Genomic DNA, 11956 nt, shown 5'->3' on the forward strand with positions numbered 1-11956 from the left:
GTAGCGGAAGGTGCCGAACGATGTCGGCCGGTCCACCGTAGCGTGCGCGGGCACGGTGGGTTGACCAGAGCGGGAAGGCGGTCAACTGCCGGTGCCGGTCCGGCCCCAGTCGGGTCCGGCCCGGTCCCAGGCCTGGTCCCAGCGCGCGTACCGGCGACGGACCATGCGCCAGAGGATCAGGCGCCGGCCGCCCTCGACGAACCCGGCCGACAGGACGGCCGCACCGAACCCGGCAAGGACCGCGTGCGTCGTCGCGGTGGCGGTGTCCAGGGGCCGGGCGGCTATTCGCCCCTGTCCGTCCGTCCACAGCGTGAAGTGGTCCCCGGGATGCGGGGACTTGAGGGCCGCCACGACCTTGCCGTGCTGCTCCGTTCCGTCCGGCCCCGTCCAGTCGGCTTCCACGCGGCTCCTCGCCTCGCGAGGGGAGGCCGCCTCGGGGTCGGGCTCCAACGGGGAACGGGCCAGCTTCTTGACCACGGTGGCCGTCACGAGATGGCGGGCCTCGCGCTGGTCCCGTACGGCCTGTTGCAGCGCGTCCTGGGCGGCGCCGCCGACGAGGGCGCCGATGAGGGGCGCCACCAGCAGGATCAGCAGCAGGGCCGCGAGCGCCACCCAGGCTTCCGCGAGGTCGGTCGTACGGCGCAGGGGATTGTGCCGCCAGCGCCAGAGTCCGCCGATCGCCCGCACAGCCGCACCCCCTTCCGCTCCGTGATAACCCCGGCCTGAGCAGTTCACGCACGATGCCGGCCGAAGAGAGAGCGAAATCACCCCTCACCGGTTCTCACCGGCCGTCTCATGGACTTCTCACAAAGCCAACGGCCGGGCCCCGTTCCGGTGTTCCCGCCCCCGGGATCAATCGGAGGAGCACGTCCGCGGACAAGGCCCGAAGATCCCGCCCGCCTATTCCAGGATCTTGAACGGATCGCCGACGCTGATCGTGCCGGGAGTTTCGGGCACCAGGTTCTGGCCGAAGACCAGCTGGTTGCCGAAGCGGCGATGGCGACCGAGTGTGCGCAGCGGTTCCCGCCCGCGTACGGAGGTGTCCTGGTCGGTGGTGGTCACCACGCACCGTCCGCACATCTTGGCGACCCGGAAGGAGACGTCGCCGATGGCGATCCGGGACCAGCCGTCCTCGGCCCAGGCGGCTGTCCCCGACACCACCACGTTGGGCCGGAAACGGTTCATGGGCAGCGGGCCCTCCTGCGGCTGATCGCCTTGCGCGATCAGGGAGTTGAGGGCATCGAGCGACGCCAGCGTGGTGAGCAGCAGCGGAAAGCCGTCGGCGAAGCTCACGGTCTCGCCGGGCAGTGCGAACTCCGGGTCGACCGCGCGGCGCGTGCCCGGGTCGTCCATGTGCAGCAGGCGCACGTCCTCGCCCAGATACCCGCCGCACCAGTCGTGCGCGGCGTCGCCCGCGAGCACCGCCTGCACCTTGGTGCCGAAGATGTCCACCGTCGCCGTGCCCGTCACCTCCGGGACGGGCACGGTCAGGGGCGCGCGGCCGGGCGCGGACAAGCGAATTCCGCCACCCGGCAGCAGTTCGGCCGCCGCCTGTGCCAGGCGCGGCTGCTGGCGTTGAGTGACGACCTTTCCCCCGGCGTCAATCAGAACCCAGCGGCGGTCTCCGGCCAGCCCCCAGGGCTCCACCACGGCCTGCCGGGGCGCCTGGCCCCGGAACGCCTTGACCGGATGAATGTGAATCGAGTGCAGCTCCGCATTCCCCATACCACCATCGTGCCAGCAGGCACGGACGCTCCGGGGTGAGATCAGTACCCGCGGTACTGCTGCTGGTTGCTGTACGGGTCCTGGTACTGCGGCTGGGCGGGCCGGGGAGCGGCGGGCCGCATCGCCTCGTAGCCGGTGGCCGCCGCCGGACGCTGCTGCTGCATCGGCTGGCCGCCGGGGTATCCGCGCGGCGGTGCCTGCTGCGGGATGTACGCCCCAGGCGCCTGTTGCAGCGGCGAGGGCTGCTGCGCCTGCTGGTAGCCGTAGGAGGGGACCTGCTGGGACGGGCCGGCCGGCAGCGCGGGAAGCGCCGACGGCAGCGCGGGCAGGTTGTTGCCCGTGTCGTACGCGGCTGGGACCCGGATCGGAGCGATCTGCGGGGCCCCCCGCTCGGCGACGAGCGAGTCGTAGATCGGAGTGTCCGGGAAGGCGGAGTAGTAGCCGCCGCCGTAGGTGGAGCGGGGGGAGGTCATGGGACATAAGTTAAACCCACATGAGCTGGTTGGGGAGACCGATAAGAGGGTTGTTTTCCGTGTCGGCAGCGACGTGGGATCCCCAATGCGACCGAACTCGCCAAAAAGGGGCAGCGGGTCATGCTGAGATCAGGTAAAGGCCAGGTTCCGGCTGGGTTACCGACGGGTCGCCCCGCGTTCTTCCTGTGTTCGGCAGGGCAGTTCAACAGGAGTTCACAGGCCCGGGAGAATAGGTTCGGTCGCGAGTCCAGCAGAGATGGGGGCGGTCATGTCCATGGCTAAGGGATCGAATGCTCCGGTGCCCACGGCGGCACTCCGGGTCGAACTGGGCTGGCGGTCCGGGCCGGGCGTGCCCGACGCGGACGCCTCCGCGTTGCTGCTGGTGGCCGGAAAGGTCCGTTCCGACAGCGACTTCGTCTTCTACAACCAGCCCGTGCACTCCTCCGGAGCGGTCCGGCACGAGGGCAAGCGGGACGTCGGAGGCCGGGTGACGGACACCCTTCTCGTCGACCTCGCGCGCGTGGAGCCCGCCGTCGAGACCGTGGTCCTCGCCGCCTCCGCGGACGGAGGAACGTTCGGGCAGGTGCCCGACCTGTACATCGAGGTCCGTGACGCGGCACAGGACACGGTGGTGGTCCGCTTCGACAACGCGGGCGCCGGCGTCGAGACCGCGTTCGTGCTCGGCGAGTTCTACCGTCGCCAGGGTGCCTGGAAGTTCCGCGCGGTCGGGCAGGGCTACAGCAGCGGGCTGGCGGGCCTGGCCACGGACTTCGGCATCACCGTGGACGAGCCCCAGCACACGCCGCCCGCCCCGCTGGCCGCTCCGCCCGTCGCCCCTCCGCTGACCATGCCCCCGCCGCCTCCACGACCCGTGACCCCGCCCGCCCCTCCCGCGGCGCCGGTACGCCTGACCAAGGTGACGCTCACCAAGGAGGCCCCTTCCGTCTCGCTCACCAAGCAGGGCGGCACCTCGGGCGCGTTGCGCGTCAACCTCAACTGGCAGGTCCACAAGCAGTTCTCGGGGTGGGGCAGCAAGCTGGGCCGCGCGGTCGCCCAGCACTCCGACCTCGACCTCGACCTGTGTGCCCTCTTCGAACTCTCCGACGGCAGCAAGGGCGTCGTACAGGCCCTCGGCAACGCCTTCGGGGCACTGCACCAGCCGCCGTACATCCACCTCGACGGCGACGACCGCACCGGCGCCGTGTCGAGCGGCGAGAACCTCACCGTCAACCTGGACCACAAGCAGGCCTTCCGGCGCATCCTCATCTTCGTGACCATCTACGCGGGCGCGCGCTCCTTCGCCGACCTGCACGCCACGGTCACCCTGACCCCGGCGAACGGGGCGGCGGTCGACTTCTCGCTCGACGAGTGCACGGTGCCCTCCACGGTGTGCGCGCTCGCCCTGATCACCAACAACGGCGGCGATCTGATCGTCCAGCGCGAGGCCCGCTATCTCGTCCCCGACCGAGGGGTGAGCCCGCAGCGGACCGTCGACCGCGTCTACGGCTGGGGCATGAACTGGACCCCCGGCCGCAAGTGACACATCCGGATCAGCTCTCGTCCGCGGCGGGTTCCGGACGCGCGTACGTCCGTCCCTTCCAGGCGGCGCCACGCCCCCGGTAGTGCTGCACCGCCGAGTCGACCGTCATCAGGAGGTACAGGAACGCGGTGAAGGGCAGCAGGGGAGCGAGCCACAGAGGCTGCCCGTAGTAGCGCAGCATCGGGGCGTACGTCCCCGCCATCACGAGCCACGCGAGGCCGCCGCACACCGCCGCGGGCGTCGTCCCGGTGGCGAGCCCGGCGACCAGGGCGATCGGGGGCACCAGGTACACCAGCGCGAGGCCGAGCACCGTGCCGAGAAGGAGCGGCGGGCTGTGGCGCAACTGCGCGTACGCGCTGCGCGAGACCATCCGCCACAGGTCGTGCAGACGGGGGTAGGGCCGCACGCTGTCCACCCGTTCGGCGAGCCCCAGCCAGATGTGGCCCCCGCCGCCCTTGACGGCCCGCGCGAGTGCCACGTCGTCGATGACCGCGTGCCGGATGGCGTCCGGGATCCGGGCCCGCTCGGCAGCCTCCGTACGCAGCAGCACGCACCCGCCGGCGGCGGCGGCCGTCCGGGTTCCCTTCCTGCCGATCCGGCGGAAGGGGTAGAGCTGCGCGAAGAAGTACACGAAAGCCGGCACGACGAGCCGCTCCCAGGTGCTCTCCACCCGTAGCCTGGCCATCAGCGACACGGCGTCGAAGCCGCCACTCTTCGCCGCCGCCACCAACTCCCGCAGGCTGTCCGGCGCGTGGGCGATGTCCGCGTCGGTCAGCAGCAGGAACTCGGGTCCACGCGCGCGTGCCGAGTCGATGCCATGGCGTACGGCCCACAGCTTGCCCGTCCAGCCCGCGGGCGGTTCTCCGGGCGAGTCCACGGTGAGCGGCAGCCCGCCGTGGCGCCGCGCCAGTTCCCGGGCCAGTTCCCCGGTGCCGTCCGAACTGCCGTCGTCGACAAGGAAGACCTCGGCCCGCCCCGGATAGTCCTGGGCGAGCAGCGAAGGCAGGCTCGCGGGCAGTACGGCGGCCTCGTCGCGTGCCGGGACGACGACACAGACGGACGGCCAGGACTCCGGCTCCCGGTCGTAGGACGGCAGTCCGACGTCCGTGCGCCAGAAGAAGCCCTGGCACAGCAGCAGCCACAGCCATGCGGCGAGTGATCCGACGGCGATCCACACAACGGCGCTCACCCGCCGCAGTCTGCCCCACCCCGGCGGTCCGTAGGGGCACGCCGTTTATAGTGACCGGGTGAAGATCGCGCTGATGGACTCCGGAATCGGACTTCTGCCGGCGGCCGCGGCGGTACGGCGGCTGCGGCCCGACGCGGAACTCGTGCTCTCCCTGGATCCCGCGGGCATGCCCTGGGGCCCGCGCACCACGCAGGATCTCACCGAGCGCGCCCTGGCCGTCGCCGAGGCCGCCGCGGCCCGGCGGCCCGACGCCCTGATCGTCGGCTGCAACACCGCGACCGTGCACGCCCTGACCGCTCTGCGCGCCCGATTCGAACCGGAGCTTCCCGTCATCGGCACGGTTCCGGCGATCAAACCCGCCGCCTCGGGAGGCGGGCCCTTCGCGATCTGGGCCACGCCCGCCACCACCGGCAGCCCCTACCAGCTCGGGCTCATCCGGGACTTCGCCGAGGGTGTCGCGGTCACCGAGGTGCCCTGCTGGGGACTGGCAGAGGCCGTCGAACACGCGGACGAGTCGGCCATCGACGCCGCCATCGGCGCCGCGGCTGCGCTCACCCCCGACGAAGTAACGACCGTCGTCCTGGGCTGCACCCATTACGAACTCGTCGCCGAACGCATCCGGGCGGCCGTCCAGCGGCCCGGCCACCCGCCGCTCGTCCTGCACGGTTCCGCCGGCGCGGTGGCCGCCCAGACGCTCCGCAGGCTCGGGGCACACCCCGCCCGTGAGGCGCAGGCGGACGGCAGGCTCACCGCCCTGCTGAACGGTACGGAGGGCCCGCTGCCCGCCGCCGCGCTGGCCTACGAGGAAGGCCGGCTGCTGCAGGCGGCCACGCCCGTCCGCTGACCGAGGGGCATCCGGCGGCCAGGCGGAGCAGTCACCCTCCGCAAGCCGGTGCCCGCACAGCGGAACCTGAGTAGTCTCATAAGCATGAGGGACCTCCCCCGCGACGAAGTCGTGCCGACCGAGATCTGGACCGGCCGGGCCACCAACCGCGCCCAGTGGCTGCTGGCGCTCGGTGGCTGCGCCTTCATGGCGCTCGGCATCGAACTGGCGGTTGACTCGGCGTGGACGTCCGGCGTCGCACCGCTCGCCATGTCCGTCGTGGGCTGCATCGCGGCCGGACTGCTCGTCCTCTTCGGCACCCTCGCGTTCGTGCATGTCGCCGTGAAGGTCGACAAGGACTCCCTCGAAGTGCGCTGTGGCCACATCGGTGTGCCGCGCCGCCGTATCCCGCTCTCCCAGATCGTCGGCGCCGAGTTCGTGGCCAGGGTCACCCCGCGCCAGTGGGGCGGCTGGGGCTACCGCTGGCGGCCCCACCAGGGCACCGCGGTCGTCGTACGCCGGGGCGAGGGAGTGGTGCTGCGCCTCGGTGACGGGCATACGTTCACGATCACGGTGGACAACGCGGAGGCGGCCGTACGTGTCATCAGGGACCGGCTGCGGTCGGGTGCGGCGGGGGCCGCGCACTGACATGCCGGCCGCCCTCCGGGCGGCTCAGTGGTGTTCCCGCTGTTCCCGCTGCTCCCACGCCCGTGTCGGCACCGTGTCCGGTGTGTCGTAGACGAACGGGCGGGCCGTCGCCAGGCCCGCGAGAAGACCCGCGCCCACGGTCACCGTGGTGAAGCTCAGTACGTTGCCGACCGTGGCGAGGGCGGCCAGCGCCGTCAGGGCCGCGCCCCCGGTCAGGACGACCGAGGTGGGGCGCGGACTGCGCCACAGGGCGTACAGCACCCAGCAGAAGACCGCCGCCAGCAGGGCCACGCCGACCACGCCCTGCTCGGCCGCCTGCTGGAAGGGCGCGGAGTGCGGTCTGGCCTCGGCCGGCAGCGACTGGGAAGCCGTCGGGCCGAGTTCCGCGAACCTGCCCGGCCCCACCCCCGTCGCGGGGTTCCGGTGGACCAGCAGCAGGGCGTCGTGCCACAGGTCGACCCGGTGACCGCTCACCTGACCCTCCAGCGAGTCGGCGAGCCCGTCGGGCAGCACGTCCTCGGCGACCGCCCACGCCGTCCCGGTCACCAGGACCGTCGTCAGCGCCAGCCCCGCGAGGCCCATGCCCCGGCGCGGCATGTGACCGGCGGCGAGTGAGCAGAGCAGGACAGCGGCACAGAGGGCGGATCCGGCGAGCGGGCCGAGAACCGCGGACGCCGCCGTGAGCACCACGGCCAGGCTGCGCAGGGCCAGCCGCAGCAGGGGCGGGCGGGCCGCCCAGGCGGCACAGCAGGCGGCGCCGGTCGCCAGGACCAGCAGCGCGGCCACGGCCCCGAGATGCCCGGGCGGGGTGGCGGTCTGAGGCCCCGGCAGCGTGTGCGGTGCGGCGACCGCGAGTCCGAGCCCTGCCAGCGCCGCCGTACAGGGGGCGGCGACCGGCAGCAGCGCCCCGCAGATCCGTCCCGCCGCGTAACCGGCGGCCACCGCGAGCACCGCGAGGAGCACGCCCTCGGGACGGCCGTCATGGGTGGCCGCCGTGATCAGCGACCAGGTGGCACACGCACCCAGCGCGACGACGCCCGCCGCGTCGGAAACGTTTCGTCTCTCACCGTCCGGCGATGCGCCGGCAGCCGTCGTCATACCCGTGGACCCCAACCCGTCGCCCCCCGCCCCGTGACGGGCCCCGACCGCGCGGGGCCGTCACCGGTGCGCACGTCAGAGGCTCCGGCACACGGTAACGGCTGATGTGTCATTTGTGGACGAGTCGCGCAGAAACGATGCAGGCGAGCGGGCGGAGCGGGCCCGCGGCCACGGTCCGGACCGTGCTGTCGGCGCCCTGGGCAGGCGCCGTACACTCCCGGAGTGACTGCCACCGCTCCTTCCATAGACGAGCCGGACCAGCTCGAACCGCAGCTCGCGCCCGCTTCGCGCCGCGCGCGGCTGCTGCGACTCTGGCCCGCCGCCACCGCCGCGCTCGCCGGAGTGCTGCTGTACATCAGCTTCCCGCCGCGCACCCTGTGGTGGCTCGCCCTGCCGGCCTTCGGGATCTTCGGCTGGGTGCTGCGCGGCCGGTCCTGGAAGGCGGGGCTCGGTCTCGGCTATCTGTTCGGCCTCGGTTTCCTGCTGCCGCTGCTGGTGTGGACGGGTGTGGAGGTCGGTCCCGGTCCCTGGCTGGCACTGGTCGTCATCGAGGCCGTCTTCGTCGCGTTGGTCGGCGCGGGCGTCGCCGCCGTGTCGAGGCTGCCCGGATGGCCGCTGTGGGCGGCGGCCGTGTGGATCGCCGGCGAGGCGGCACGCGCGCGGGTGCCGTTCCGGGGCTTCCCCTGGGGCAAGATCGCCTTCGGCCAGGCGGACGGCGTCTTCCTGCCGCTCGCCGCGCTGGGTGGGACCCCCGTCCTCGGTTTCGCGGTCGTTCTGTGCGGATTCGGCCTGTACGAGGTCGTCCGCCAGGTGATCGAGTGGCGCCGTACCGGTGCCGTACCGCGCGTCGCCGCGGCCGTCGCCGCGCTGAGTGTGGCCGTCCCCGTGGTGGGCGCCCTGGCCGCGCGGACACTGGTGAGCGACAAGGCCGAGGCCGGCACCGCGACCGTCGCCGTCATCCAGGGCAACGTGCCCCGCGCGGGCCTCGACTTCAACGCCCAGCGGCGGGCCGTGCTCGACTACCACGCACGAGAGACCCTGCGGCTGGCCGCCCAGGTCAAGGCGGGGAAAACCGCCCAGCCCGACTTCGTGCTGTGGCCGGAGAACTCCTCCGACATCGACCCCTTCGCCAACCCCGACGCCGCCGCGGTCATCGAGAACGCGGCCAAGGCGATCGGCGCCCCCATCTCGGTCGGCGGCGTCGTGGAACGGGACGGCAAGCTCTACAACGAGCAGATCCTGTGGGACCCGGCGAAGGGCCCGACCGACACGTACGACAAGCGGCAGGTGCAGCCCTTCGGCGAGTACCTTCCGCTGCGCTCGATGCTCGAACACATCAACAAGAACTGGACCACCATGGTCCACCAGGACTTCAGCCGGGGCACGAAGCCGGGTGTGTTCACCATGGACGGCGCCAAGGTCGGCCTGGCCACCTGCTACGAGGCCGCCTTCGACTGGGCCGTGCGCGACACCGTCACCCACGGCGCCCAGATGATCTCCGTGCCGAGCAACAACGCCACCTTCGACCGCAGCGAGATGACCTACCAGCAGCTCGCGATGTCCCGTATCCGCGCCGTCGAGCACAGCCGGACCGTCACGGTCCCGGTGACCAGCGGTGTGAGCGCGATCATCATGCCCGACGGGAGGATCACCCAGAAGACAGGGATGTTCGTCGCCGACTCCCTCGTCCAGAAGGTGCCGCTGCGCTCCTCCGAGACGCCCGCAACCAAGCTCGGCATCCTGCCCGAGATGCTCCTCGTCCTGGTCGCCGCCGGCGGCCTCGGCTGGGCGATCGGCGCAGGTGTGCGCGGGCGGCGCGCCCGTGGCGTGTAGTCGTACGCCGGTCGCACGCCCCCGTGATCAACAGGAGTGACCGGGCGGCCCGGTTAGGGTCGGGGCATGGCTACTCCTGACTTCATCAGCGCTCTCCGTGCCTCCGCCGGCCGCCAGTTGCTCTGGCTCCCCGGTGTCACCGCCCTCGTCTTCGACGACGAGGACAGGGTGCTCCTGGGCAGGCGCACCGACACCCGCAAGTGGTCGGTGGTCGGCGGCATCCCGGACCCGGGCGAGCAGCCGGCGGCGTGCGCGGTGCGGGAGGTCTACGAGGAGACGGCCGTCCGGTGCGTGCCCGAACGGGTCGTGCTCGTCCAGGCCCTGGACCCGGTGACGTACGAGAACGGGGACGTCTGCCAGTACATGGACATCACCTTCCGCTGCCGGGCCGTCGGCGGGGAGGCGCGGGTCAACGACGACGAGTCCCTGGACGTCGGCTGGTTCGCGGTGGACGCGCTGCCCGAACTGAACGAGTTCGCGCTGTTCCGGATCAAGCAGGCGATGTCCGACGCCGGGGCGCCCACCTGGTTCGACACCACGGGCTTCGCGAGTTTCGCCTGACGTGACCGCCGCGGCACGGTGATCGGCCCGCCGGATGTTCCGGCGGGCCGATCGTGGGTTCCGGGCCCGGCAGCAGGTCGGCCGGGAAGCGTTCGCGGGTCAGTCGCGGCCGGTGCCCCGGTAGAGATCCAGCTCACCGTCGAGTTCCACGGCCAGGACGGTCGCGTACTCGTCGAGGTCGGCCGCCCCCGGAGCGTCGATCCAGGTCACGCCCGGAACCTTGTCCAGGCCCCCGGTCACGTGGTGGCCCAGTTCGGTGCCCGTGCCGACGACCGAGACGCGCCGTACGGCGTTGCGCAGGCCCCGGACCGACACGGCCTCGCGGGGCGCGTCGAAGCAGATCAGGTAAAGGGTGCGGCGGTCGGCGGAGAGCGTGCTCGGGCCGTAGTGGTGCCCGGCGGGCAGGCCGGCGACCGTGCCGTACACGGCGTCGGCGTGCTTGGTGACCCAGGAGCCGAGGCCCTCCAGGCGCTCCACCTGCTCCTCGGGGATCGTGCCGTCCTCCACCGGGCCGGCCCCGAGCAGCAGGTTGCCGCCCATGCCGATCGTCTCCGTGAAGTAGCGCACCAGCTGGCTGACCGACTTGAAGTCGCGGTCCTTGGCCCGGTAGCTCCACGAGTCGTTGATCGTCAGGCACAGCTCCCACGGGCCGTCCGGTGCGGTCAGCGGAACGCCCTGCTCGGGGGTGGCGTAGTCGCCGTAGCTGAGCATGCGGGCGTTGAGGATGGTGTCCGGGTTGCCCGCGAGGATCAGCTCGGACAGCTCCCGCATCCGCCACTGTTCCTCGGTGCGCTCCCATTCGCCGTCGAACCAGAGGATGTCAGGGTGGAAACGTTCGACCAGCTCCCCCACCTGGCCGTCGCGGTAGGCGAGATAGCGTGCCCAGGCCTCCGGGTCCTCCTCGCCGGGGCGGGCGTGGGAGTAGTCGTTGGGCTCGACGATGTGCGGGCCGGGGTGGCGCTCGCTCGCGTAGTCGGGGTGGTTCCAGTCGGAGTGCGAGTAGTAGAGGCCGACCTTCAGGTTCCGCTCGCGCAGGGCGTCGACGAAGCCGGTGACCAGGTCGCGGCCGGCCGGGGTGTCCCGGACCACGTCCAGACTGCGGTGGTCGGTGTCCCACAGGGCCACGCCGTCGTGGTGCTTGGTGGTGAGGACGGCGTACTGGGCGCCGACCCGGGCGAACAGCTCCGCCCAGGCCTGCGGGTCGTAGCGCGAAGCGGTGAAACGGTCGAGCTGTTTCATGTACTCCTCGTGCGTGACCTCGCCCGTGTAGAAGGACCACGACTCGGCCCAGCCGTCCACGGCGTAGATGCCGTAGTGGATGAAGATGCCCAGCTTGGCATCGGAGAACCAGGGTTGCATCGGCATACGCCCACGCTAGGCAGGGGCGGTCGGCGCGCGCGTGGGCGCGGGTCACCACTACTGGTCCGTTTTCACCATCGCTGCCGGTCGTTGTGCGATCCCTTCACCTACTTCCAGGCGTGGAGGAACTGCATGCGAGGGCCGGGCCTTCCGCACCCGGAGGCAGCGAGGGCCGGACATCCCCGTCCGGGCCACGCATGCCCGTGACCCGGTCGGGTAGGCGACGCACACTGTGCCCGGGGCCGACCGTGTCCCGGGCGGCCCGCATCACCGCCGCGACCAGAGGACCCACCATGGAGACGCCCGCACACGATCACACCGCCACACCGGCCCGACGGGCGCTCGACGCCCTGGCCGACAACTCCCAGGACCCGGCCGCGCTGGACGTCCTCGCGATGAGCGACGTCCTTGTCCCCGTACCGGACGACGTCAGTGACGTCGATGCCGGAAATCCCTCGACCGTGGCGCTGCCCGTCCTGGAGGAGGCGGACGGGCGGGAGGCCGTGCCCGTGTTCACCTCGGAGCCCGAACTGGCCGAACTGCTGCCGTCCGTCTCCCGCTACCGGCTGATCCCGCTGGGCGCGCTCGCCGACCAGTGGCCCACCGGCGACCTCTCGCTCACCATCGACGCCGCCTCCCCGCACGGGATGACGGTCACCTCCGAGGGCGTACGCACCCTGCTGGCCCGGTCGTTCCAGTACTGAACC

12 protein-coding genes are annotated in these 11956 nt (G+C 72.0%); 6 read left to right on the forward strand and 6 right to left on the reverse strand.

Annotated features, from left to right (window positions below; genetic code table 11):
* Positions 1-81: 81 nt before the first annotated feature.
* From OG595_RS39475 to OG595_RS39485, 3 genes are all read right to left on the reverse strand, one after another.
* Entirely contained in the window at positions 82-687 is a 606-nt protein-coding gene (locus tag OG595_RS39475; protein WP_329280742.1) for an Rv1733c family protein, read from the reverse strand.
* A 213-nt stretch (positions 688-900) separates the two neighbouring features.
* Positions 901-1725, reverse strand: a complete 825-nt coding sequence (locus OG595_RS39480) for an MOSC domain-containing protein (protein ID WP_329280744.1) — start codon at positions 1723-1725, stop codon at positions 901-903.
* Between the two features lie 41 nt (positions 1726-1766).
* Positions 1767-2198: a DUF6643 family protein gene (locus OG595_RS39485; protein WP_329280746.1), complete on the reverse strand. Its 432-nt coding sequence runs from the start codon at positions 2196-2198 to the stop codon at positions 1767-1769.
* A gap of 256 nt (positions 2199-2454) precedes the next feature.
* On the opposite strand from OG595_RS39485, the gene OG595_RS39490 reads away from it, so the two are divergent.
* Positions 2455-3738 (forward strand): TerD family protein, encoded by a 1284-nt coding sequence (locus tag OG595_RS39490; protein ID WP_329280747.1) that lies wholly within the window; start codon positions 2455-2457, stop codon positions 3736-3738.
* 10 nt (positions 3739-3748) lie between these two features.
* Here the strand turns inward: OG595_RS39490 and OG595_RS39495 are convergent, their stop codons facing one another.
* Positions 3749-4915: a glycosyltransferase gene (locus OG595_RS39495; RefSeq protein WP_329283544.1), complete on the reverse strand. Its 1167-nt coding sequence runs from the start codon at positions 4913-4915 to the stop codon at positions 3749-3751.
* Between the two features lie 70 nt (positions 4916-4985).
* Between OG595_RS39495 and OG595_RS39500 the strand changes: the two genes are divergently transcribed.
* Positions 4986-5771, forward strand: a complete 786-nt coding sequence (locus OG595_RS39500) for a glutamate racemase (protein WP_329280748.1) — start codon at positions 4986-4988, stop codon at positions 5769-5771.
* An 84-nt stretch (positions 5772-5855) separates the two neighbouring features.
* On the forward strand, positions 5856-6398 hold the full coding sequence (locus OG595_RS39505; protein ID WP_329280750.1) for a hypothetical protein: 543 nt from the start codon (positions 5856-5858) through the stop codon (positions 6396-6398).
* A 24-nt stretch (positions 6399-6422) separates the two neighbouring features.
* Here the strand turns inward: OG595_RS39505 and OG595_RS39510 are convergent, their stop codons facing one another.
* A complete protein-coding gene (locus OG595_RS39510) occupies positions 6423-7496 on the reverse strand; it encodes an O-antigen ligase family protein (protein ID WP_329280751.1) in 1074 nt (357 codons plus the stop codon).
* A gap of 222 nt (positions 7497-7718) precedes the next feature.
* Here OG595_RS39510 and lnt point away from each other — a divergent pair, with 222 nt between their 5' ends.
* A complete protein-coding gene (gene lnt / locus OG595_RS39515) occupies positions 7719-9329 on the forward strand; it encodes an apolipoprotein N-acyltransferase (RefSeq protein ID WP_329280752.1) in 1611 nt (536 codons plus the stop codon).
* Positions 9330-9395: 66 nt separating this feature from the next.
* A complete protein-coding gene (locus OG595_RS39520) occupies positions 9396-9890 on the forward strand; it encodes an NUDIX hydrolase (protein ID WP_329280754.1) in 495 nt (164 codons plus the stop codon).
* A gap of 99 nt (positions 9891-9989) precedes the next feature.
* Here OG595_RS39520 and OG595_RS39525 read toward each other — a convergent pair whose 3' ends face one another.
* On the reverse strand, positions 9990-11255 hold the full coding sequence (locus OG595_RS39525) for an alpha-L-fucosidase (RefSeq protein ID WP_329280756.1): 1266 nt from the start codon (positions 11253-11255) through the stop codon (positions 9990-9992).
* Positions 11256-11542: 287 nt separating this feature from the next.
* Here OG595_RS39525 and OG595_RS39530 point away from each other — a divergent pair, with 287 nt between their 5' ends.
* Complete coding sequence (locus OG595_RS39530) at positions 11543-11953, forward strand: SseB family protein (protein ID WP_329280757.1); 411 nt, start codon at positions 11543-11545, stop codon at positions 11951-11953.
* Positions 11954-11956: the final 3 nt, after the last annotated feature.

It is taken from the genome of Streptomyces sp. NBC_01451, from assembly GCF_036227485.1.
In the GTDB taxonomy this organism is placed as follows: domain Bacteria; phylum Actinomycetota; class Actinomycetes; order Streptomycetales; family Streptomycetaceae; genus Streptomyces.

Excerpts from the sequence above, each read along its gene's own strand:
- OG595_RS39480 (WP_329280744.1), bottom strand. The coding sequence starts at position 1,725 with ATGGGGAATGCGGAGCTGCACTCGATTCACATTCATCCGGTCAAGGCG.
- OG595_RS39485 (WP_329280746.1), bottom strand. The coding sequence starts at position 2,198 with ATGACCTCCCCCCGCTCCACCTACGGCGGCGGCTACTACTCCGCCTTC.
- OG595_RS39490 (WP_329280747.1), top strand. The coding sequence starts at position 2,455 with ATGGGGGCGGTCATGTCCATGGCTAAGGGATCGAATGCTCCGGTGCCC.
- OG595_RS39505 (WP_329280750.1), top strand. The coding sequence starts at position 5,856 with ATGAGGGACCTCCCCCGCGACGAAGTCGTGCCGACCGAGATCTGGACC.
- OG595_RS39510 (WP_329280751.1), bottom strand. The coding sequence starts at position 7,496 with ATGACGACGGCTGCCGGCGCATCGCCGGACGGTGAGAGACGAAACGTT.
- OG595_RS39520 (WP_329280754.1), top strand. The coding sequence starts at position 9,396 with ATGGCTACTCCTGACTTCATCAGCGCTCTCCGTGCCTCCGCCGGCCGC.
- OG595_RS39525 (WP_329280756.1), bottom strand. The coding sequence starts at position 11,255 with ATGCCGATGCAACCCTGGTTCTCCGATGCCAAGCTGGGCATCTTCATC.
- OG595_RS39530 (WP_329280757.1), top strand. The coding sequence starts at position 11,543 with ATGGAGACGCCCGCACACGATCACACCGCCACACCGGCCCGACGGGCG.